27 protein-coding genes are annotated in these 23,742 nt (G+C 36.9%); 16 read left to right on the top strand and 11 right to left on the bottom strand.

Annotated elements, in window-relative coordinates; all coding sequences use genetic code 11:
- The first annotated feature begins 149 nt into the window (after positions 1-149).
- From KFE94_12770 to KFE94_12745, 6 genes are all read left to right on the top strand, one after another.
- Positions 150-959, top strand: coding sequence for a ParA family protein (locus KFE94_12770; protein ID UTW65522.1), 810 nt, complete (start codon positions 150-152; stop codon positions 957-959).
- On the top strand, positions 952-1,833 hold the full coding sequence (locus KFE94_12765) for a ParB/RepB/Spo0J family partition protein (protein ID UTW65521.1): 882 nt from the start codon (positions 952-954) through the stop codon (positions 1,831-1,833). The genes KFE94_12770 and KFE94_12765 overlap by 8 nt, the downstream gene beginning before the upstream one ends.
- A 67-nt stretch (positions 1,834-1,900) precedes the next feature.
- Positions 1,901-2,509: a hypothetical protein gene (locus tag KFE94_12760; protein UTW65520.1), complete on the top strand. Its 609-nt coding sequence runs from the start codon at positions 1,901-1,903 to the stop codon at positions 2,507-2,509.
- Positions 2,506-3,222, top strand: a complete 717-nt coding sequence (gene dapB / locus KFE94_12755) for a 4-hydroxy-tetrahydrodipicolinate reductase (GenBank protein ID UTW65519.1) — start codon at positions 2,506-2,508, stop codon at positions 3,220-3,222. The genes KFE94_12760 and dapB overlap by 4 nt, the downstream gene beginning before the upstream one ends.
- Positions 3,223-3,359: 137 nt before the next feature.
- Entirely contained in the window at positions 3,360-5,054 is a 1,695-nt protein-coding gene (locus KFE94_12750; protein ID UTW65518.1) for a S26 family signal peptidase, read from the top strand.
- 4 nt (positions 5,055-5,058) lie between these two features.
- Entirely contained in the window at positions 5,059-5,931 is an 873-nt protein-coding gene (locus KFE94_12745) for a glycosyltransferase family 2 protein (GenBank protein ID UTW65517.1), read from the top strand.
- Positions 5,932-5,935: 4 nt separating this feature from the next.
- Here KFE94_12745 and KFE94_12740 read toward each other — a convergent pair whose 3' ends face one another.
- Both KFE94_12740 and KFE94_12735 read right to left on the bottom strand, forming a co-directional pair.
- Entirely contained in the window at positions 5,936-6,187 is a 252-nt protein-coding gene (locus tag KFE94_12740; protein ID UTW65516.1) for a DUF3820 family protein, read from the bottom strand.
- A gap of 2 nt (positions 6,188-6,189) precedes the next feature.
- Positions 6,190-6,399 carry an RNA-binding S4 domain-containing protein gene (locus tag KFE94_12735; protein UTW65515.1) on the bottom strand — a complete coding sequence of 70 codons (210 nt, stop codon included), beginning with the start codon at positions 6,397-6,399 and terminating at the stop codon, positions 6,190-6,192.
- A 73-nt stretch (positions 6,400-6,472) separates the two neighbouring features.
- Between KFE94_12735 and KFE94_12730 the strand changes: the two genes are divergently transcribed.
- Positions 6,473-6,655, top strand: a complete 183-nt coding sequence (locus KFE94_12730; protein ID UTW65514.1) for a hypothetical protein — start codon at positions 6,473-6,475, stop codon at positions 6,653-6,655.
- Entirely contained in the window at positions 6,648-7,121 is a 474-nt protein-coding gene (locus KFE94_12725; protein ID UTW65513.1) for a hypothetical protein, read from the top strand. The genes KFE94_12730 and KFE94_12725 overlap by 8 nt, the downstream gene beginning before the upstream one ends.
- 9 nt (positions 7,122-7,130) lie before the next feature.
- Here KFE94_12725 and KFE94_12720 read toward each other — a convergent pair whose 3' ends face one another.
- Positions 7,131-8,006, bottom strand: coding sequence for an aldose 1-epimerase family protein (locus tag KFE94_12720; GenBank protein ID UTW65512.1), 876 nt, complete (start codon positions 8,004-8,006; stop codon positions 7,131-7,133).
- 138 nt (positions 8,007-8,144) lie between these two features.
- On the opposite strand from KFE94_12720, the gene KFE94_12715 reads away from it, so the two are divergent.
- A complete protein-coding gene (locus KFE94_12715; GenBank protein ID UTW65511.1) occupies positions 8,145-9,056 on the top strand; it encodes a hypothetical protein in 912 nt (303 codons plus the stop codon).
- On the opposite strand, the gene arsB is transcribed toward KFE94_12715, so the two are convergent.
- The 8 genes from arsB to KFE94_12675 form a co-directional block, all read right to left on the bottom strand.
- Positions 9,053-10,084, bottom strand: a complete 1,032-nt coding sequence (gene arsB, locus KFE94_12710; protein ID UTW65510.1) for an ACR3 family arsenite efflux transporter — start codon at positions 10,082-10,084, stop codon at positions 9,053-9,055. The two genes, KFE94_12715 and arsB, sit on opposite strands and share 4 nt — an antisense overlap.
- Positions 10,074-10,682, bottom strand: a complete 609-nt coding sequence (locus tag KFE94_12705; GenBank protein ID UTW65509.1) for a protein-tyrosine-phosphatase — start codon at positions 10,680-10,682, stop codon at positions 10,074-10,076. The genes arsB and KFE94_12705 overlap by 11 nt, the downstream gene beginning before the upstream one ends.
- Before the next feature lie 68 nt (positions 10,683-10,750).
- On the bottom strand, positions 10,751-11,221 hold the full coding sequence (locus tag KFE94_12700; GenBank protein UTW65508.1) for a hypothetical protein: 471 nt from the start codon (positions 11,219-11,221) through the stop codon (positions 10,751-10,753).
- Positions 11,222-11,240: 19 nt separating this feature from the next.
- The gene (locus KFE94_12695; protein ID UTW65507.1) at positions 11,241-11,570 is read right to left on the bottom strand and encodes a winged helix-turn-helix transcriptional regulator; all 330 of its coding nucleotides are present in this window, start codon (positions 11,568-11,570) and stop codon (positions 11,241-11,243) included.
- 78 nt (positions 11,571-11,648) lie between these two features.
- A complete protein-coding gene (locus KFE94_12690) occupies positions 11,649-12,929 on the bottom strand; it encodes an efflux RND transporter periplasmic adaptor subunit (GenBank protein ID UTW65506.1) in 1,281 nt (426 codons plus the stop codon).
- Between the two features lie 12 nt (positions 12,930-12,941).
- Positions 12,942-14,186 carry a TolC family protein gene (locus tag KFE94_12685; protein UTW65505.1) on the bottom strand — a complete coding sequence of 415 codons (1,245 nt, stop codon included), beginning with the start codon at positions 14,184-14,186 and terminating at the stop codon, positions 12,942-12,944.
- A 10-nt stretch (positions 14,187-14,196) separates the two neighbouring features.
- Positions 14,197-18,003: an efflux RND transporter permease subunit gene (locus KFE94_12680; protein ID UTW65504.1), complete on the bottom strand. Its 3,807-nt coding sequence runs from the start codon at positions 18,001-18,003 to the stop codon at positions 14,197-14,199.
- 96 nt (positions 18,004-18,099) lie between these two features.
- Positions 18,100-18,504, bottom strand: a complete 405-nt coding sequence (locus KFE94_12675) for a hypothetical protein (GenBank protein ID UTW65503.1) — start codon at positions 18,502-18,504, stop codon at positions 18,100-18,102.
- A gap of 137 nt (positions 18,505-18,641) precedes the next feature.
- Here KFE94_12675 and KFE94_12670 point away from each other — a divergent pair, with 137 nt between their 5' ends.
- From KFE94_12670 to KFE94_12640, 7 genes are all read left to right on the top strand, one after another.
- Entirely contained in the window at positions 18,642-19,301 is a 660-nt protein-coding gene (locus tag KFE94_12670; protein ID UTW65502.1) for a hypothetical protein, read from the top strand.
- A 152-nt stretch (positions 19,302-19,453) separates the two neighbouring features.
- Complete coding sequence (locus KFE94_12665; GenBank protein UTW65501.1) at positions 19,454-20,332, top strand: ABC transporter ATP-binding protein; 879 nt, start codon at positions 19,454-19,456, stop codon at positions 20,330-20,332.
- A 48-nt stretch (positions 20,333-20,380) separates the two neighbouring features.
- Positions 20,381-20,899: a hypothetical protein gene (locus KFE94_12660; GenBank protein UTW65500.1), complete on the top strand. Its 519-nt coding sequence runs from the start codon at positions 20,381-20,383 to the stop codon at positions 20,897-20,899.
- A 20-nt stretch (positions 20,900-20,919) separates the two neighbouring features.
- Positions 20,920-21,447 carry a dihydrofolate reductase gene (locus KFE94_12655; protein ID UTW65499.1) on the top strand — a complete coding sequence of 176 codons (528 nt, stop codon included), beginning with the start codon at positions 20,920-20,922 and terminating at the stop codon, positions 21,445-21,447.
- Between the two features lie 42 nt (positions 21,448-21,489).
- Positions 21,490-22,017, top strand: coding sequence for a hypothetical protein (locus KFE94_12650; protein ID UTW65498.1), 528 nt, complete (start codon positions 21,490-21,492; stop codon positions 22,015-22,017).
- A 144-nt stretch (positions 22,018-22,161) separates the two neighbouring features.
- Positions 22,162-22,491 carry a hypothetical protein gene (locus KFE94_12645; GenBank protein UTW65497.1) on the top strand — a complete coding sequence of 110 codons (330 nt, stop codon included), beginning with the start codon at positions 22,162-22,164 and terminating at the stop codon, positions 22,489-22,491.
- Positions 22,492-22,599: 108 nt separating this feature from the next.
- Positions 22,600-23,712 carry a serine hydrolase gene (locus KFE94_12640; protein ID UTW65496.1) on the top strand — a complete coding sequence of 371 codons (1,113 nt, stop codon included), beginning with the start codon at positions 22,600-22,602 and terminating at the stop codon, positions 23,710-23,712.
- The last annotated feature ends 30 nt before the right edge of the window (positions 23,713-23,742 follow it).

Raw genomic sequence — 23,742 nt, 5'->3', positions numbered from 1 at the left:
TTGTTCAAAATTTGATCACCGGGTCATGAAAAAGTTGTGAAAATTCACACTACTTTTACAACCGATACGTTTAATCGATCGCGCACAAATAAAAATACACCCACTCAATAGATTAACTTATTTAGCGAGTGAATTAGAACTGAATATTAATGGGAAAGATAATAGCTATAGCAAATCAAAAAGGTGGAGTTGGAAAAACAACAACAGCTATCAACCTTGGCGCTAGTTTAGGGGCGTTGGATAAAAAAACTTTAATTGTAGATGCGGATCCGCAAGCGAATACCACTTCCGGGTTAGGCTTTGACCCTAAGGAGGTTAAGACCAGCATTTATGAGTGTATTGTAAATAATGTCAGTGCGAAAGATATCGTTATCAAAACGGAAAGTCCGAATTTGGATATCATTCCGGCACATATCGATTTAGTTGGTGCGGAAATCGAATTAATCAGTCAAACTGATCGTGAACAAATGATGAAAAAAGCAATTGAAACGGTTCGTGATTCGTATGATTTTATCATCATTGATTGTTCTCCTTCTTTGGGGTTAATCACTGTGAATGCACTCACAGCTGCAGATAGTGTGATTGTCCCAATTCAATGTGAATACTTCGCTTTAGAAGGTTTAGGAAAATTGTTGAATACCATTAAAATTGTTCAAACCAGATTGAACCCCGAGTTATCCATTGAGGGTATGTTGCTCACCATGTATGATCAACGTTTACGTTTGGCAAATCAGGTTGCAGATGAATTAAAAACACATTTCCATCAATTGGTTTTCGATACGATGATTCACAGAAATACGAGATTAGGTGAAGCACCAAGTCATGGTGAAAGTATTATTACACATGATGCCAGCTCAAAAGGTGCGATTAATTACCTGAATCTGGCACGTGAGATTTTACAAAAGAACAATCTAACTCAAATCAATCAAGAAGATAAAATAATTCAGGTCAATGGCTAAGAAAAAGGCTTTAGGAAGAGGTTTAAGTGCTTTATTAAGTGATGCGGATATAGAAGCTCCAAGTAGCTTAAGTGTAGATACACCCGGTACTGGAATTTCGGAAATTGCGCTTTCTCAAATTAAGCCCAATCCAAATCAACCCAGAACTGCGTTTGATGAGGAAGCACTTGAAGAATTATCAAAATCGATTGCTCAACACGGATTGGTTCAACCCATTACGTTGAGAAAAATCAATCCAAGTGAGTATCAAATCATTTCAGGTGAGAGACGTTGGAGAGCCAGTCAAAAAGCAGGATTAAAAACTGTTCCGGCATACATCCGTCAGGTAGATGATGAGAATGTTCTTGAATTGGCTTTGATTGAGAACATTCAAAGAGAAGATTTGGATGCGATGGAAATTGCCATCTCCTACCAAAGAATGTTAGATGAGTTGGAAATCACGCAAGAAGAATTGGCCCAAAAAGTGAGCAAAAACAGATCTACTGTAACCAACTTTTTACGTTTGTTAAATCTTCCTCCTGAAATTCAATTGGCTTTACGTGAAGGTCAATTAAGTATGGGACATGCGCGTGCATTGCTTTCTGCAAAAACACAGGAATTACAATTAGGTATCTTCAAACGTATTTTGAGTGCCGGACTAAATGTGAGACAGGTGGAGCAATTGGTAAAGGCAGAAAAAGTAGCCAAGAAAACAACAGACTCTTTAAAAAAGGCTGAGCTTTCATTTGAGCAACAAAGCAATTACCTTGAATTACAACGTATTGTCCGCAACAAAATTGACATTAAAAAAGATGTAAAAGGCAAAGGTAAAATCACCATCAACTTTAAAAATGATGCTGATTTAAGCCGGGTTTTAGACTTATTACTTCCTTAATTTCCCAAAAGTTAACATCGGTTAATTCATTGTATTTTAAGCGATTTTCTTTCTTACTTTTGCCGCAATGTTTAGAAGGTACTATATCATCTTTTTCATCCTATTTTTAGGGAATATTGTTCATGTGAACGGTCAGGATACTACCTCAAGTCAAATTGTCGAGGGCGAAGTTAAAAAGGCTACTTTATCACATGAGGATTTGTATTTAGTACATTCCCCTAAAAAGGCGACCTGGTTATCTGTATTTGTTCCTGGTGCAGGTCAGATTTACAATAAAAAATATTGGAAAGCACCTATTGTTTGGGCTGGTATTGGAACTGCTCTTTACTTAAGTCAGGATTATAGAAACCAGTATCACTTTTGGAGAGATCAGTATGTGAAACGAATTGATGGTGATTCCACTACGGTTGATGAATATCCAGGCGCTTCAGATGCCAGTTTACAAGATATCAAAGACACTTACCGTGTTAGGATGGAAACAGCATATATTGTTGCCGGTGCCATCTATATTCTTCAAATTCTGGATGCAAATGTAGACGCGCAACTTATGACATTTGATGTTTCGGATGATTTGAGTCTGCAAATGGAACCTTATGCACATCCATATAGAGGGAATCAAGCGGTAATGGGACTAACATTACGATTAAACTTTAAAAATAAATACGGCATACGATGAATATAGCGATTATTGGATATGGGAAAATGGGAAAAGTAATTGAACGAATTGCTACAGAACGTGGACATCATATCACAGTTAAGATCACCTCTCAAAATGCCGATTTCAGCCCTGAAGATTTAAAAGATGTTGATGTGGCTATTGAGTTCTCCATTCCTTCTGCAGCAATTAACAATATCCAAAAATGTTTTGAAGCACAAGTTCCGGTGGTAGTTGGAACTACTGGCTGGATGGATCATTTGGAAGAGGTTTCTGAAAAATGTGCCCAACAAAATGGTGGATTATTTTATGCTTCAAACTTTAGTATTGGAGTGAACATCTTCTTTAAAATCAACCAACAGTTGGCCAAACTGATGAATCCGCACAAAGATTATGAAATCAGTATGGAAGAAATCCATCATACGCAAAAACTGGATTCACCTAGTGGAACAGCGCTTTCCATTGCCAATCAGATTTTAGATGAAATGGATCGTAAATCATCATGGGTGGAAGCTGAAAATGCGAATCCAGATCAAATTGCCATTCATGCCAAGAGAATTGCAGATACTCCAGGTACCCATAGCGTAACTTATGAAAATCACATTGACAAGATTGAAATTCTGCATGAAGCTAAAGGTCGCGAAGGATTTGCATCAGGTGCTGTTTTAGCTGCTGAATTTATGGCGGGTAAGAATGGAATCTATACTATGAATGATTTATTGGCTCAAAATTAATTGCCCATTTTTTCCGTTTATACACGCACATTTCCGTGCATAATAGTTTTAACAAACGTTAAATAACAAACCATCTAGTGAATTCAATGCCAATTCAATAATTACACTACTTTAGCAACGATTTAAACACAAAATTCATGTCTCTAATAATTACACTCCTACTTTTAATTGCCATGTTTGTAGCTTTATATAAGCTCTTTCCTAAGGCAGGTTATAAAGGCTGGTATGCGTTTATTCCAATTTACAATTTTGTTATTTGGTTGAAGGTAATTGAAAAACCGTGGTGGTGGATTTTTCTATTACTATTTCCTGGTCCTAACGTATTGATGTTGATGATTATGTCTGTAAATACGGGAACCGTTTTTGGATATCGTGAACCTAAAGATGTTGCATTTGGAGGACTCTTACCATTTATCTACCTACCTTATTTAGCATTTAAAGAAGACCCGACACATATCGGTCCGATTGATCGTGAAAGATATCCTAAGACTTCTGCGATGGAGTGGCGTGATGCGATTCTATTTGCAGTCGTTGCAGCAAGTATCATTCGTACTTACACTTTCGAAGCATTTACGATTCCAACCGGATCCATGGAGAAATCATTGTTGATAGGTGATTATCTATTCGTAGACAAATTAGCTTATGGACCAAAAACTCCGGTAACTCCATTGGCATTCCCATTTGCGCACCATTCGCTTCCTGCAACAAACAACACTATTCCAGCCTATTTAAAATGGTTGAAACTTCCATTTTATCGTCTTCCGGGATACTCTCATATCGAAAGAAACGATGTAGTTGTATTTAACTATCCTGAAGGTGATACTGTAGACGTAGAATGGCAAGCCAACAAAAGTTTCAATGCGATGATTCGTGAGGAAGCTCTCAATCTGAAATATGATGATTTCAGAAATAAACGTGCAATTAAACCTGATGCGCAATACAACAAAGTAGCGCATGATAGAATTGTAAAAAATAGACCGCTTACTATTCGCCCAATCGATAAAAGAGAAAACTACATCAAAAGATGTGTAGCAATTCCGGGTGATGAAATCGAAATCAAGGAAAGTATCTTATACGTAAATGGCGAGAAAGCGTTTATGGCTGAAGATATGCAGTATGCTTATTACGTGCAGTTCAAAAAGTCATTGGCGTTAGACAATCAGGGACGTGTTTCTGATAAAGCTAAAATGCGCCTAAAAAAGAAATATAATGTCAACCTTCAGGATATCCTTCAGTTGAATGGCGGGACTTTATTCCGTTTTCCTTTATCACAGGAAATGAAGGATAAATTGAGTAAGGATCCAAATGTAGCATCCATTCAAAAAGCGGTAAATCCCAAAGGAGAATATAGCTTTATTGATAAGTTGATTGTTCGTAACGAATTTGGAGCTGATTTTGCGAATTATCTGGAACAAGAGGGAATTACCAGTCCCAAATACCCATACTATCCTAACGTAAAAGAATACAACTGGACGGAAGACAATTTTGGACCTCTTGTCATTCCTAAAGAAGGAATGACCATTGATTTGACTTTAGAAAATTTACCACTATTTAGTCGTCCAATTTCGGTGTATGAGCACAACAAATTGGAAGTGAAAAATGGTAAGATATTCATCAACGGAGAAGAAACAACTACCTATACATTCAAAATGAACTATTACTGGTTGATGGGTGATAATCGTCATAATTCTGCCGATTCCAGATTCTGGGGATTTGTTCCTGAAGATCACGTAGTGGGTAAAGCTGCATTTGTTTGGTTATCTATCGACCCAGAATTAAGTTCTTCTGATGGTAAATTCCGTTGGGACAAAATGTTTAGAGTTGTAAAATAAACCTATGAAAGTAAGTGGGTTTACCTTCATTCGAAATGCGATCAAACTGGACTATCCCATTGAGGAAGCCATTCGATCTATTTTACCACTTTGTGATGAAATCGTAGTTGCCGTAGGTAATTCCGAAGATCGAACTTTAGAACTAGTTAAAAGTATCGATCCTAAGATTCGAATTATCGAAACCATTTGGGATGATTCTTTACGTGAAGGTGGTCAGGTACTCGCTATTGAAACCAACAAAGCTTTTGAAGCCATTTCGAAAGACAGTGATTGGGCCATCTATATTCAAGGTGATGAAGTGATGCATGAAGATTATTACGAGCACATTCGTGAAGCCATGCATAAATACGCCAACGATGATGAAGTGGATGGACTCTTATTCAACTACCGTCATTTTTATGGTTCATACGATTATATTGGAGACGCCATTCAGTGGTATCCTAAAGAAATCCGGATTATTAAGAACAATCCTGAGATTTACTCTTTTGGAGATGCGCAAGGGTTTAAAAAAGGCCAGGGAGAAAAACTAAATGTGGCTGAAATTGATGCCTATATTCATCATTATGGCTGGGTCAAAAGTCCAGATGCGATGCAAAGAAAACAAGAAAGTTTCCACCGCCTATGGCATGATGATCAATGGATGGAGAAAAACATCGCCAAAGCGGAAGAGTTTGATTATTCAGAAATCAATACGTTGTGGAAATTTGAAGGGCAACACCCTAAAGTGATGCAAAAACGTATTGATGAAAAAGGATGGAAATTCGATCACGATATTTCCAGGAACTCATTCTCATTTAAAGAACGATTTAAAAAGTGGGCGCAAAAAATTACAGGGAAACCACTTGGGGAATATCAGAATTATAAAGTTGTTAGGTAATTTATTATCTGGTAGTTGTACCAAACTTCCGTTTCAACTCTCTTAAAATATCTTCCAGGCCATTGCTTTTGATCACCAATGCTGTAGATAGTAACATTCCGGTTTTTCCAGATGGCATTCCCTTACGTTCTAACCATTCTAAATAATGCACAGGAACATCACAAATTAGTTGTCCTTCATACTTGCCAAAATACATTTTTGTAGTGACCAGCTCTTTGAGAATTTTCGGATCAAATAATGGAAGTGCTTCTGCCATAACTAAGCCTTCACTTCAATACGTTCACCAAATATTTCAACCATATCCCCTGCACGCATTTTCTTTCTTTTTGCGGTCTCCACTGCTCCATTCACCTGAACTTCTCCATCTGTAATAAATAGATTGGCTTGTCCTCCTGATTCCGCAATATTCATCATCTTCAACAGTGCATTCAACGGAATAAACTCATTCCCATTTAAACTAAATTCCATGGATTCTTTGTTTTGGACAAATGTAAAACTTCCATTTTGCTACTCCGTTCAATACTTCTAAATTTGTTAGACCATGGAAATTAGATTTCAGACCAAAGAGGAAAGTAATACATCGCAAGAACAAGAATTCTTGAAATTAACTGGTATAGAACGTTTTTATGCCTTTTTAAATCTTTCTTATCGCCTTAGAAATCTGCCTGTAAAGAATAAGAGGAAATCTAAAAACAACTTTGAAATCGTTATTAATCGTGGATAACGTCTGGGGAGAAAATATTGATCAATTCATTGATTTAGCCAATAAATATAAAGTTAAAATGCTGTTAGTTGGAGGTGGTGCTGTTAATTTCCACGGTTATCAACGTCATTCTGCAGATGTCGACTTCTGGATTGAAACAAGTGCTAAAAATTTCGAAAATCTTATTCTGGTATTGAACGATTTGGGATATGAAATAACCGATTTCCCTGATCAAGTAAAAAAACAACTTCAAAATATCTCTATTAAATTCTCCCCTACAGATTTAAATCTTGAACTCATAACTAAATTTACTTCATCAAAGACTTTTGAAGAAGCTTATAAGAATAGTGAACTCGTTGAAGTAAACAAAAACAAAATACTTAAATGGAGAGTTCTATCTTATGACGATCTCATCTCAAGCAAATTAAAAGCGCAACGTCCAAAAGACTTACTGGATATCCAACAACTAGAAAAATTACGGAAATAGTATTTTATACTAACTCACTTTTATCTCAAATTTAGCATGATATACTTCATTTGAAGACAAACTCAAAACTCCCTCCTTCTTTTCAAAATCGCCTGTTGTATTTTCATGATCGGTGACCCCTAACCACGGTTCAACACATATAAATGGAGCTTTATGTTTCGCCCAAACACCTAGATTCTTAAAGTCAAAATAAGTCACTTCAATTGAGTGCGGGTTTTGATGATTTTTTAAGGCTACCTTTTTGGATGCAATATCTTTAAAAATCAAAGCATCATTGGCAAATAAGTCTTCCGTTAGATCAATTCTTGAACTGTTTTGAATCACATCAAATGTTTCATCAGTTTGTAAACCATTACCGGATAATACAGTAGTGGGTAAAGTTTGTTCCTGATCAAATTCCAGATAGTAATCATCATAAGATTCGTTCGGTAGTAACGGACAATTAAATGCCGGATGTCCGCCCAATGAAAACAGCATTTCATTAGTTCCCTTATTCTCAACTATATGAGATACCGTTAATTTATTGTCCTCCAACAAAAACGTGATTTCAAAATGAAAATCAAAAGGATAATGCTTCTTCACTTCCGCATCAGAATCATATGAATAAGTAACTTCATTAGTGGCTTTTCTATCGATCGTCAGATTCTCATTATGGCGAATAAATCCATGTTTAGGTACGGAATATTCCTGTCCTTTATAAGAATACACTCCATTCTTTAACGCACCGATGATAGGAAACAATACAGGAGCCGTACTGCCCCAATATTGAGCATCTCCCTGCCATATATATTCCAGTCCACTTTGTTTGGATTTAAAACTACATAACTCTGCACCTACCTCATTGATTTGAACCGTATACCGTTCGTTTTCTATTTGGTGTTTCATTGCTTAAGATTAAGCCCCAAATTTAAATGGATTCTCATCTTTTCTTGAAACTAATTCATAATTCTTTGGCACTAATATTGTCGTCTTACATAACAATTTACTCTTAATCACGTTATGAATCTAAATACCCAAAGACCTATGAAATACTTCTTGCTCCTTACCATTCCAATATTTCTTTTATCCAGTTGCGGTGGATTCAACCAAACACAAATCATTTACCATCATAGTGAATACATAGCGCCAAGTCGAAATTTAAACGTATGTAAAACATTAAAAGACAGCGTAATTATTTATGCCATTTTCGTAGATGTTAATGCATATCACCCGTGGACACAATATGATGTTGATTCCACATTAGACTCCCTGAAGAAAGCAACGACCTGGATAGAACAATTGGCAATCAAACACAATAAAAACCTTATTATTTCACCAGTTATTCACTCACAACAATCCAAACTGTCTCTTTCTGAAAATAAAATCAAGCCTTATGATTTAAGTCTTGATTTAGGATTACTTCATTCTTCTAACCACAAGAAACTTCGAACTGTTGATGCCTGGGCTAACAAAATCGCCATTTACGCATCACGAGGAGTCAAAAAAACTGAGGAACGTAAAATGAAGACCAAAAACAAGGTTATGAACTTGGAACGTCTAATCGCTCGTTTACGCAACGAATATCGCACAGATAATGTTGCAGTGATGTTTTTTGTAAATGGATACTATGAAAACACTCCTTCAGCATCATACCACACGTATTCAAATGGACCAGATGTAGAATACTCTATTATTACAAATAAAAACCCTGCGGTCATCGTACACGAATTCCTTCATCTATTTGGTGCTGTTGATTTGTACCCAACGGTCACGCATAATTTCAACTATGAAGAAATTGAGGAAAGTTATCCCAATGAAATTATGCGTATCCAGCATAAGTCATTGGACAAATTGATGATTTCTCCAATTACAGAGTATTACATCGGTTGGATCGATGATCTAGACCACGACAATACGCGACTACTCTATCACAAATACAATGTTTTAGAATATTAGTAATACTTCTTCTTTAACCAAAAAGCGACACGAACCAACAAGATTAACGCAGGCACTTCTACCAATGGACCAATCACTCCAGCGAATGCCTGTCCGGAGTTTAGTCCGAATACCGCAATCGCTACTGCAATGGCCAATTCAAAATTATTCCCTGTGGCTGTAAATGAAATCGAAGCATTCTTTTGATAATCCGCACCTAAAGCACGGCTCATAAAGAAACCTACAATAAACATCACCAAAAAGTAAATCAGAAGTGGAATAGACACCCTTATTACATCCATTGGAATCTCTACGATCAACTCACCTTTTAAAGAGAACATCAATACAATGGTGAACAACAATGCGATTAGCGTAATTGGAGAGATAGTAGGAATAAACTTCGTTTTATACCATTCTTCACCTTTCATATTCACCAAAATGGTTCTACTTAAAATTCCCATCAAAAATGGAATCCCGAGATAAATAGCCACACTTTCTGCAATAGTACCAATGGAGATATCTACGATCGCTCCTTCAAACCCAAAATACGGTGGCAATACAGTGATAAAAATCCATGCGTAAAAACTATATCCAAATACCTGAAAAATACTGTTCAAAGCCACCAAAGCAGCCCCATACTCTCTACTGCCATCAGCCAAATCATTCCAAACCAAAACCATAGCGATACAACGTGCCAATCCGATTAAAATCACCCCGACCATATACTCCGGATAATCTTGCAAAAACACCAATGCCAATACAAACATGAGTATTGGACCAATGATCCAATTCAAAATTAAAGACACGGATAGCAGCTTCACATCTTTTAAAACCTTTGGTAGTAGTTTATAATCCACTTTAGCCAATGGTGGATACATCATCAATATCAATCCTATTGCCAAAGGAATGTTTGTAGAACCACTAGTCATTCCATCAATACTTGACGCAATAGACGGCACAAAATAACCTAACCCAACACCAACGGCCATAGCGAGAAAAATCCACAGGGTTAAATACGAATCTAGAAAGCTTAATTTTTTAGTTGACATTCTTGTTGATTTTTGAGAATACATAAAACATTTCAGAAGCGATTTGCATAGACCTTTGATCATACATTTCCACTTCCTGCGCTGTCCCGTCAAATGCTTTTGGGTCCTCGTAGTTTACCGAAATACGTTTTTCAGTTCCGGGTATAAACGGACAATTTTCATCTGCATGATCACACGTCATTACGGCAGCAAATTTTGGAAATTGATTTACCGGATCATCAAATAATTTAGAAAACATCACCTGCTTATCCGCTTTCAATGCGTATTCCACAGAATACTTTGGGTTTTCTAGCCCTTCAGAAGTAATCCCAAATCCCATACGTTTTAACGAGGCTACTGCTCGAGAATTAAATTCGGTGACTTCAACACCTCCAGATAAACATGTGGTTGGGATCTCAAATGCATGTGACGCTACAGTGGCCCAGATTTGTGCAAACTGACTTCTTCTGGAATTATGGGTACAAATGAAATTTAAAACAATGTCCTCTTTTTCATCGACTTTGGCTTGAACATAATCAATCAATACTTGCAGCAATGCCTTTCTTTCTTCTGGAATCGGTTGCTGTAAAATTTGTTCAATACTTGAATCTAAGTTCATTTTTATGGCATTTGATTAAAGGTCACTTCGACTCCGCTCAGTGACCTTTAAAATTCATCTTTAATGATTTAACAACAACCTCCGCCTGGAGTACAGCATGAACTTTCTCCAACGTCAGCCAATGCTACTTTTGGTTTCTCTTCAGGAATTCCACATTTATCTTTTGCCAAACAATCGGTCACCAATGTGGTGAGCAGAAATTGTGTTCCGTCAAATTCCAACCCATATTTTCCAATGGTGGTATCCTGGTACTCCACTTCAATTTCATGATCTTCGATTCCCAAAACTCTTTCGGAAAGTTGAATGATATCCAATAGTTTCTTTGGTTTTAATAAATGATCAATATCCTTTTCGTCTTCCCATAACTGGAAATTCACTTTATGCTCCGTACGAATGGTTCCACCACAATCGATAAAATTCTTAGTGATTACCCCTACTTCCGTGATATGAAAATTTTGAGGAACATATGTTCCGTTTGGTAATTGGAATTTCAAACTCTCTAAGTTTGATAAAACGCTTTTTACTTCTGATAGTTTCATCGTTCTAATTTTAACTGATTTAACAACAGGTTGTCGGATCGTTATATTGATCAAACAACGCATTAAACAGGGTCTTGATTTCGTTCCATTTTGCGGAGTTGATACAATAACTCACCGATACTCCTTCAATGGTGCCCTGTATGATTCCTATATTCTTTAATTCTCTTAAATGCTGACTAATTGTAGCTTGAGCCAAACCCAACTCTTCTACTAAATCGCCATTAATACACGCATTTGCCTTTAATAAATAATCAATTATAGCTACGCGCGCAGGATGTGCCATGGCCTTCGCAATTCTGGCAATTTCATTTTGTTCGTCTGTAAACAAATCTGATTTTGTGACTCCCATAACCCTTCTATTGTTTCATTGCAATATTACGATGAATATCTTAACTACAACTCTTTTTCTGATTTTTTTTGAAAAAATTTACATTTCCATATGATGTTCTTTGTGAGATTTACTTCCCATTTCAGGACTCATCATGCTAGGTTTCCCTGCTAGTTGTGCAGCAGCATCAATTGCAAATGTGCCATGTATAGCGATTTCTTCACCGGATTCCAATCCACTTAAAATCACATATCCATCACCCAATTCCGGCCCTACAACAACTTGGCGTAGCACAAATTGAATTTCAGATGCGTTTTTCATTTTCACATAAACCACTGATCGTTTCCCGGTCCACATCACTGCGGATTTCGGTACGACAATCGCTTCCGGTTCATCATTCAATTTACTTTCTATGATCCCACTCACAAACATTTCCGGTTTTAATCTTTCATCCGTATTCGGCATTTCAATTCTCGCACGTGCCACTCTTGTTTTAGGATGAATTACCGGATCAATAAAACTAATCTTCCCGGAAAACTGTTCGCCTGGTAGAGACTGAATCGTAAATTGTACCCAATCTCCCACTTTTACCCAGGGTAAGTCTTTTTCATACACATCTATCATGACCCACACCTTAGATAAATCTGCTACTTCATATAGCGAATGACCCTGCATAATATGATCTCCAACATTCACACGCTTTAAGACCACTACCCCGGAAATATCCGAATGAATCGGGAATTCTTCGGTCACATTACCCGATTTTAAAATTCCATCGATTTGTGCATCACTCAGTTTCCAGTTTTTCAGTTTTACCCGTGACGCTTCGTATAATTCCGGTTGATGAGATCTGATTTTATGCGCTTCAATCAATTCTTCCTGAGCCGTTACCAATTCCGGAGAATAGACATAGGCAATCACCTGACCTTTACGTACAAACTCACCAGTATAACTGATCAATAATTTCTCGATTCGTCCACCAATATGCGAAGTTTGTGAAAAAACATAGCGTTCATCCGGTTGAACCTTTCCATTTAATCGCAACTCCTTTGTGGGCTTCTTTGTAGCAATCTTTTGTGTTTGAATTTCAGCCAACTTCATCGCAGATGACGACATCTTGATTGCTGCAGGATTGTCTTGATTCGTTTCGTTTTTTACCGGAATCAATTCCATCCCACAAATAGGACAATCCCCAGGTTCATTCTTACGAATCTGGGGATGCATGGCACAAGTATACGTTTCATTTTGATCTGCATGCTGATGCAATTCATGAGTTTCTTTCTGACTTTTATCTGAATTGGACGTAATCTTTGCGATACCAAACCCTAATGCAATAAGCACCAGGTATCCAATCAGTTTTTTATAATTTAAATTTTTCATTTGATTTCTTTTTTAAGGAAATGGATCTCCTGTTAAATATTTTAATCTGGCTAAAGCAATGTGATACTCTTTCATAGCCACCACTTGCGCTTTTTGATACTGTAATAACTCCTGTTGCATTCTCAAAACTTCTTCAAAGTCTTTTCCCGAATTGCTATACGATGCCATCAAGATTTTAATTGCCATTTCAGAGTTTTTAATCTGTCTTTGATAAGAATCCAATTTCTCTACGGATATCTCCAGGGTGTATCTAGCCAGTTCATAATCCGTCATTAATGTATTCTCGTAATCATGTTGTTCCAGTTGCAGCGCTTTCTCCTTTAACTCAGCTGTACGAACTGCACTTTTGTATTTCTTTCGATAAATGGGGAGCGTCATAGAAACCATAGGCATCCATGCATCTCTCCCACTATTTTGAACAACGCTTTCACTATTCCCTACAAATACATAATCTACCCCTACACCGATCATAGGATGTCCCTGCTTCTTTGCGACTATCTGCTCTGCCTTTGAGGATTCGATTTGCAAATCATAGGCGCGTAAAACCGGATTTCCCAGGATACTATCTCCTATGATTTCATCCTTTGAAATCTTTAACTCCCTTGGGATATAGACCACCATTGAATCTTCACGGTTCAGCAAGCGATTAAATCTAACTTCCAATGGATATTTTTGAGAACGGAGCACTTCAATTTCTGTCTGCGCATTTTCCAATAGAATATCTACTCGAATGACATCCACCATACTTCCAATCCCATTTTTATACTTTACTGTAGAGATTTGCTTGAAGTTTTCCAAGATTTTAATGTTTTCCTCATGTAACCGAATCGTTTGGTGTAACTCATATATCGGATAATATGCGGATTTCACCTCATAATACAATTGATACCTGGCTTCCAGAAACTCCTGATATCTCGACTGTGCCATTAAACTATCTCTTTGAGAATTCGCTTTCAAGGTGCCAAACCAGGGAAACATTTGTGTCAAACTTAATTTCGCTTGTTGGGGCCCTACTCTGGTTTCAATAGGCTGAACGAAATAGCCAAATGACAATGTTGGATCCGGAAGACCATTTGATTGTGCAACCTTTTCTACGGCCATTTCAAATCGGGTATACTTCGCTTTTAAACCGGGATTACCTGATGCAGCCATCTTTAAATATTCATGCAATTCTGGTGGCATACTCTGTCCCTGTGCAACTATTTGAATACTCAGGACTACGCAAACCATCAGATATATTTTTAATACTCTTTTCATTTTTAGAATTTTAAGGTTCTAACTTTTTTCTATTCAACTGGTACTCTGCCCGCCAGCTATACAACACTGGTACAATGAAGAAGGTTATTGATGCGACTACCATTCCACCAAATGCCGGAATAGCCATTGGAATCATAATATCTGCACCGCGTCCGGAAGATGTCAACACCGGGAGCAATGCGATAATCGTTGTAGCAGATGTCATCACGGCTGGTTTAATTCTACGTAACCCTGCATGTATTACCGCTTTTCTGATTTCAGCCTTAGATTGTGGTTTAAACTGCGCAAAGCTTTGATCCAAATAGGTACCGATCAAAACTCCGTCATCAGTGGCAATTCCAAATAAGGCAATAAATCCTACCCATACAGCGACACTCAGATTAACGGTATGCATTTGAAATAATTCACGCATATTTTCTCCGAAAAAGCTAAAATTCATAAACCAGGATTCCCCATACAACCACAACATCAGAAAAGCGCCACTAAATGCCATTGCAATTCCTGTAAACACCATCAGTGATGTGGTGATTGATCTAAACTGGAAATACAGAATCAAGAAAATAATCAATAGCACCGCAGGCACAATAAAAGACAATCTTTTCTCTGCTCGCACCTGATTTTCATAATTCCCCGAAAACTTGTAACTCACTCCGGGAGGAATTTCCAAAGCTCCCGAATTAATTTGCATTTGAATATAATCCTGAGCGGCTTCAACCACATCGACCTCCGCAAATCCATCACGCTTATCAAACAACACATAGCCCACCAGGAATGTATCTTCACTTTTGATCATTTGTGGTCCACGTACATATTCCACATCCACCAGATCACCCAAAGGAACTTGCGTCCCCGTTGGTGTTGGAATCAAAATGCTTCGAATCGCTTCCGGGTCATCACGCAACTCCCGAGGGTATCTTACGCGAACCGGAAAACGTTCACGGCCTTCAACGGTTGAAGTTAGCGTCATTCCACCAATCGCGGTTTCTATGATTCTCTGTACATCGTTCACCAATAATCCATAACGTGCAATTTTGGAGCGATTGATTTTTAGATGAATGTAAGGTTTCCCCACTATTCGATCTGCAAATACGGCTTCTGTTTTTACTGAAGGCACTTCTTTAAGCACGGACTCCAATTCAATTCCAAATTGTTCAATCGTTGCCAAATCCGGTCCGTATACTTTAATTCCCATTGGTGCACGCATTCCAGTTTGTAACATAACTAAACGTGTTTCAATAGGTTGAAGCTTTGGTGCAGATGTGACCCCCGGTAACTTGGTATACTTCACAATTTCTTTCCAAATATCATCCGGAGATTGAATGTCATCACGCCAATTTCTAAAATATTCGCCATCCGAATCTGGTACTAATTGATCCGTAGAAATCCTTTTGATGAGCAATCTTTTTCTAGATACGGCATTTCCATTTTTTAAAATAAACCATCCTTTTTCATTTACTTTAAATGGCACTTTATATCCTTTCTCATCAACTACATATTCGGATTTATAATTAATTACATTTTCATACATAGAAATAGGCGCAGGATCCAAGGCCGTTTCCGCACGTCCCATCTTTCCTACAGCCAAATCCACCTCTGGAATATTTGCCAATAACATATCCAATTGCTGGACAACTTCTTTATTCTGTTCAACTCCTGCATGCGGCATTGAAGATGGCATCAATAAAAAACTCCCTTCGTCCAAAGCTGGCATAAACTCTTTGCCAATTCCTGGAAACGTATGTGCCAAAGATGACCAGACCGCTGTTGTACGAATATTCCACCCTACGCGATCCAAGCCTTTCGCGGCAAAACCAAATGTGGAATTATAACCGATCCAACTCATGAGTCCAATAAGCATCAAAACAGCTGGAACCATTAGAAATCTTTTTTTATGAATTAGGACCATATTTAAAATCCGCTCATAATAATGTTCCAATGCGTAGAAAACACCTAAGATCAATGCCACGATTAGAACCACGAACATGTAATTCAACATCAAAGATTCTCCTGCTCCTAATGGCATCCATGATTTAGCCAATAACCAGGTTACCGAAACTAATGTGATGATCACTGCATAATTTTCAGTAAAGAAGTTAGGCACTGATATTCTGGAAACTACCCCGCCAATGATTCCAAAAGCGGCCACTGTAATTCCAGCCCAATGGAATCCAAAAATCAATAGACCTATACCCAAAACAGTTAATGCAACATGAAAAACCATTCCCTTGACATCCTTCTTAATTTTAAATCCGAATACTGCATGCGCCAGAGCTGGTAAAATCAATAACGCTACGATCAATGAAGCCAACAGCGCAAAGGTTTTGGTAAACGCCAATGGCTTAAACAATTTCCCTTCAGCCGCTTCCATCGTAAATACCGGAATAAAACTCACAATGGTTGTGGACACTGCCGCCAATATGGCTGAACTCACTTCAGCTGCGGCATTATAAATAGTATCAATCAATTTCTGAGTAGCCGGAGCTTCTTTGACATGTTTAATCACATTTTCTGATAACACAATCCCCAAATCCACCATAGTTCCAATCGCAATCGCAATTCCGGATAAGGCCACAATATTGGCATCTACATGAAATATTCGCATAGCGATAAAAACCATCAAAACTGCGATCGGCAATAAACTGGAAATCAGAATAGATGCTCTGAGGTTCAGCACCATCACAATCACTACCAAAATGGTAATCATCAATTCCAAAGTCAACGCTTCTTCCAAGGTTCCCAACGTCTCCTGGATCAATTGAGTACGATCATAAAATGGGACAATGGTTAATTGACTTTCGGTTCCATCAGCCAACACTTTTTTGGGTAACCCGGAAGCAATCTCATCCATCTTGCCTTTTACCTGATTGATTACCTGTAACGGATTGGCTCCATAACGCGCCACGACAACTCCTCCAACGACTTCTGCGCCATCTTTATCCAACAGACCTCTACGTGTAGCCGGACCCAGATTCACTTTTCCAATATCTTTAATTCGAATTGGTACATTATCCGCAACCGCCACTACAGCCAATTCCAAATCTTCTACAGATTTGATATATCCCAATCCACGTACTAAATATTCTGCGCGATTGATTTCTATGGTTTTTGCACCCACATCTTTATTGGAGTTCTTCACGGCATTTAACACCTTTTCCAATGAAATGTCATACGCTTTTAATGCATCCGGATTGACATCTACCTGATACTCCTGAACATAACCACCAATACTGGCTACCTCTGAAACACCGTCCACTGCATTCAACGCATATTTCACATAGAAATCCTGTACCGATCGGATTTCATGTAAATCCCAACCACCCGTTGGATTTCCTTGCGCATCCCGTCCTTCCAAAGTATACCAAAACACCTGTCCCAGAGCCGTAGCATCCGGGCCCAAAGCTGGCTGGACACCATCAGGTAACACTCCAGCGGGTAATGAATTTAATTTCTCCAAAATCCGTGATCTGGACCAGTAAAATTCTACATCATCATTAAAAATGATATAGATACTGCTAAAGCCAAATACCGAAGAACTCCGAATAGATTTTACTCCCGGAATTCCCAATAGAGAAGTTGTTAAAGGATATGTAATTTGATCTTCTATATCCTGAGGAGATCGTCCTTGCCATTGGGTAAAAACAATCTGTTGGTTCTCTCCAATATCCGGAATCGCATCCACTGCAACCGGATCAGATGGTAAAACTCCAGTATCCCATCCAAAGGGAGCTGTAATCCATCCACCCAATATAAATACCAGTGCCACGAGAATAGTCACCAGTTTATTTTCAAGAAAATATCTTATAATTTTATTTAACACAAATCATGTAATTTAATATGAATAACTCATTTAAAACACTTTACATCATGACGTAAAGTATGGTGTGAAGGATTCTTCACCCAATAAATGAAATTCTCATATTAAAAATGACTGAAACAAGATCGGTCGATCCTGTTGTATCAAGGGTGGGCTATACGCACAAAACTCAGATTTCTGTGCGATATCATTATCACAAAGATTAAAATAAACACAAGTAAAAGCTACCCAAAAAGGCACATGAATCTGCACATCAGATGCAGTAGTTTGATATGACTCATTCAATTGAATCTGTACGTAATCATCGTGACAACAATTCATTTTCTTTAGCGCATCCCCCTCACATGATTTTGGCTTTGTAGCCATTTCACAAGGTTCTGCTTCTGTGGCAAAACCTACGCTGATGTCCGCAATTTCACCCATACAATAGTGCGTAGCAAAAACCACCCCTGAATGAGAAGTCATTAACAGTAACGCAAAAAATATGGCTAAAACTTTCTTCATGATTTCCTGAACGTCACAAAAGTACAGATTTTTTAATTGGTCGGATATTCATTAACGGGTGTTTAACATGCATTTTTTCTTTTCTTGCTTTGATATATACCGTACATTAGTAGCTGTAATCCTCAAAAAGAAAAATAATGACGCTACATAATCTAACTGGACAATTTTTAGTCCATTCCAAGATGCAAAACCTATTATTCTTATTATTCATTCTGTTCATTTCCTCCTGCAAAAAAGAAGAACCTGTAAGCCAGGTTAAATACAATTATCTTAATCAAAACTTAAAGACGGACTATTCCTTCAATCCAAACTCTTATTGGGTGTATGAAAATCAAAATTCAAATATTGATAGTGTGGTTTTAGTAAATCAAGAAACGGGGTTCACTTCGGTCTGTCCCCAAAATGATTGTGCCAGAAATGAATTTATCACTCTAACTTTTAAAAGTATGAGCCGTGGTGTTTCTTTCAACCAATATCTCATGTCAAACTTTATTCGATATAATGGTGGAGGCACCTTTGGACAACACGGACAACCTATCCATATTTTGAACAGAGATCAAGGATATCAGTTTAACGGATTGGTCGTTGGAGAAGTCTTCGATAGTCTTCAGGTATCCAATACAATGTATTATAATGTAGAAAAAATGACCGTGCAGGCAGATCAACAATTTCAGAAAAAATTTGATTATGATCGTGATTTTTATTTTGTGCCTTCCATTGGAATCGTTCGTATCGTCATACATGATCACAAACAGGGAGTCATTACCTGGGATTTAAAAAGGTATCATTTGGAGTGATCAAAAACTATAAGTCAAAATATCTAAAACACCTTCCCTTCTAAACAATGCTTAAGATCGGTTCATTGAGTAATCAATTCCAAAAACGAAGTATCTTAATCTTAACAGATTTACTAGAGACCATAAAGCCAAAGCTCAAAATACAAACTTAAATGAGAAGATATTTATCAACCTATAAGGTGCTTAATCGTGGAGAGTTGACAGTTACACTGCCTTTTATTCTCTTCATGTTAGTAATGATGTCTTTAGGCGTATTTGTTGCTCTAAATACTGATTCCATTTTTTATGTGGTGAGTTTAATGGCTTTAAGTTTTATTTTACCAATTTTCTTGTATCAACACCAAAAAATAAAATGGAAGCTTTGGGCCTTTGAAAATGTTAGAGATTTATCTGATCTACTAACCAAAGAGACAAGTTCCTTACTTTTATCAGGAAACAATCCGCTTGAAGAAAAGACCATTTTGTCTTATAAAAAAGATAAAGAACGCATAAAAAAAATTGCATTCGAAAGAAAACGGAATAAAACGTTTGCACTGGAAATAGAAGACACATTTCTTCCAGCAAAGACAGAAATAAAATATTCTATTATTTACTATTTATTTTTCTTACTAATTGGAATCTCTATTGGGTATGTATTCTTTCTAATCCCAACAAATACAGGAGATGCAATATTTGGCAAGGTAGTTTGCGGAATTAGCGCGTTATTATTTATCCAATGGTCAATTAGACGTTTAATGGATAGAGACTTTATCTTAAAATTAAGTCATCAGGGTATCGAGTTAAGAAAGTATGGGGTGTTAAGTTGGGATAAGATTGAAAACCTACAAGTTTTTTCCAGAATCCACCATCGAGGTTCGAAACGTTCAACTCGGGAGAAAAGCCTCGAATTTTCATTTAAGCATGGAGGGGAAATGAAAACGTTAAAATTTAACATCCGTACCTTAAACATCTCAATGCCAGACTTAGATGAAACGATAAAAATTTATCAATTAAGGCATAAGAAAAGAATTAAAGTCTCTAACACCGTGTGAATTTCATAGCGATTTTGGCAGTTTGTGGTAATTCTCAAACCATTGAAAATGAAAATCAGATACTTATTCATAATACTAATTCTATCAGCTTCCATTAGTAGTTGTACCCCATCTGTATTGGTATGCTATTTAAAGTTTTCCGATTACAAGAAGACCTACGATTTCAACTTTTCAAAGACTGAATTGAAAAACCGAATTGTGGAAGCTTATACCTATGATAAAAGTCTACTTTTAAAGAATTTTGGTCTTACATTAATTGAAGAGGAAACGGTTAATTCAGAATACAGAAAAAGTGTTGAAGTTTGGTTGGACAAGGGAGATTGGGATGATGTAAAATCAGAAATTAGAAACAATACATCTGACACTTTAAACCTTTTAATAGGTAAACATCATAGTAGAAAGCAAATTCAGTTATTGGCAATTATAGCCGGTGACAGTACGATGTCTAGTTTAACCATAATGAACATTGAATACCAAAGAAAGAGAGCTTGTGAAAATGAGAAGATGTATCACAAACTCAAAATTTCAAATCAGATTGATCAGAAATTGATTAAAAAATTAGAATAACTACTCCCAAAACTGCATAAATGAAAAAAATAATCTATTACGTAGCAAGTTCCTTAGATGGGTACATTGCTGGCCCAAATGGCGATATCAGTCAATTTATTTTACAAGGAAAAGGTGTTGAGAAATATCAATCTGATCTGGCTAATTTCGAAACGGTCATTATGGGGCGAAAGACCTATGAATTTGGTTTTCAATTTGGACTGGAACCGGGACAACCTGCATATCCCAATATGGCGCATTTCATCTTCTCCGATACATTAAAGATTGACCATCTTGCTCCATCGGTAAAAATTGAAAAACTACATATTGATACCATCAATGAAATTCGTCAAAATGCGCAAACCGATATTTACTTATGTGGTGGAGGTGAATTTGCCGGCTGGTTATTGGACAACGACTTGATTGACCAATTGAAAATCAAATTAAACCCTGTTGTTCTAGGAAATGGGACGCCTCTATTTGGTTCTTCTACAACAGCCGTAAAATGGAAACTCACGGACCAGGAATCGTTTTCGGATGGGCTGCAAATATTGACATATAACAAATAGGAATAAAAACATACTAAAAAAGTCAAATTAAAAGTAAGGTCAGTGATTATAGAAAAAAATAAAATCAAAAACGGAGTTCATTTAGGTCTGGCCATTTTGTTGTTTTTGATCTTTAATTCTTTGGCACTATTTGCTTGGATTCAATCTGAAGAAATTGATCTTAAAAGCAAACTCATTATAAGTTTTTTTGCCTTAATCTCATTTTTAATATTAACGTCAAACATTAAAATGAAATTGAGAAAACTGTTATCGAATGATCCTGAATTTGAAATCTCTAATACTCAATTAATCATATACGATAATTCAAACTATTCGACTGTTAAACTCTCGGATATAGAACAAGTAGAAATAATTAAGTGGAGAAGAGATACATTTATTGGAATTGGCTTAAATTCAAAAACTAATCTTCAAGGAAATTTAACAGAGACTGAGCGTAAACGTCTCAAACTACCAACAGGTAATTATCGCTGGCTTCTATTTGATTTAAGTTTTGCTAAAATTAAACCCGAAGAATTTAAGATTGAATTAGAAAAATCGCGTATCAAACAGAACATGGTTCTGAAGAATTGAGATCTCACCACCCATCCAATAACCCTTATATAATTGACAGTAAATATCTTAATACGAATATTAGAATTAAGCGCTTATGATTGACATTTTATTTTCTAAGCCTAATTAACGTATCTTGGTCAAATAATCTTCAACTAAAAACTTATGACACCATTTTATCAACCTGGACATTTTTTAATCAAAACCGGAACAACCACCTATACAGAGAATATTTGGGTAAACCTTGAAGGCGGAATTGGCATCGGTCCGGTGACGCAATCTAAAATTCAAAATGCAAATGGGGATTGGTATCATCTAATTACCATACATACGGTATTTAATGGCTCAAATGACCCTTTTCCTCATACCTGGAATCAAGGATTTGAATTAACCCTGGATTCAAAATTTACGGGAGTTCAAATCGATTTATATAATTATGAAGGCACATTATACTGCTCTGCTTTTGATCGATTAGAAGATGCTTATACAGATTAAGTCGCGTTGATACCGATAGGTTTACAACTGAAATTGAACAGGTTAAAATATTTTATACATTAGTGACTCAATAATGACTGAAAAACACAAACCTGCAATCAAATATCAATGAAACAAATACTCTATCTCCTTTTGTTCCCCGTATTATGCTATTCCTGTAGTTCGGAGGATCAAAAACCTCAACAAGTTACTCTAGAAAAAAACCATATTGAAACATTATTTTCAGAAATTGAGCTTGGAAAATACCCCGCAACTAATGCTATCCTTATTTCTCAAAATGACAGTCTGCTTTTTGAAAAATACTTCAATGGTTACGGGAAAGACAGTTTACAAGATGTTCGATCCACTACAAAATCTATTACCGCCTTGTTGGCCGGAATAGCTATGGATCAAGGAATTCTAAAAGTAGACGCTCCTATCTTAAGTTATCTCACGCAGTACAATAAAAGTAATCTTGACCATTGGGACGATAGAAAATCTTTGATTACGGTTGAAGACTTGTTAACCATGCGTACCGGAATTGGCTGCGAACAGTTTTTTGGAGATCTGGGGTTTCCTGATTGTGAAGAAAAAATGTTCGACCAAAAAGATTGGGTAAAATATGGTCTTGATCAAGAAATGGCTTTTGCTCCAAAAGAAAAATGGCTCTATACGGGAACTGCGCCAATGATTATGGGTGCGGTAATTAGCGAATCGTCTCAAACCAGCATTGCCGATTTTGCTGCCAAAAATTTATTCGCTCCTTTAAACATTACGAACAATTACCAATGGGCAAAAAATGAAGCTACTGGAAGATATTTTACAGCTGGTAATCTGAGAATATCCCCCAGGAATATGGCTAAAATTGGTCATATGGTCATCCATAATGGGAAGTACAACGGACAGCAGGTGATTTCGGAAAAAATGATCCATGAAATTTTAGATGAAAAAGTCAAATTACCAAATGATTATTCTTTTTTCAAAACAGCCGGAAATTCCTGGGAAGGACAAGAATCCGCTTCATATGGTTATTACTGGTACACCGAAAAGGTAAAAATTAACGAGAAGGAAATCACGCTTAAATTCACGTTCGGAAATGGGGGAAATTATATCATTCTTATTCCTGAATTAAATGATTTGGTTGTGGTATTCACCGGAAGCAATTATGGTAAACCTATTTTAAACAAGCAACCATTTGATATGATGTACAGATATATTCTTCCTTATTTTATTGAAAAATAGAATGAATTTAACACGCTATGTAAATTGCAT

Source organism: bacterium SCSIO 12643, assembly GCA_024398135.1.
Lineage (GTDB): Bacteria > Bacteroidota > Bacteroidia > Flavobacteriales_G > Salibacteraceae > CAJXZP01.
The sequence above is the reverse complement of the archived record's forward strand: the minus strand, read 5'-3'. Positions and strand labels throughout refer to the sequence as shown.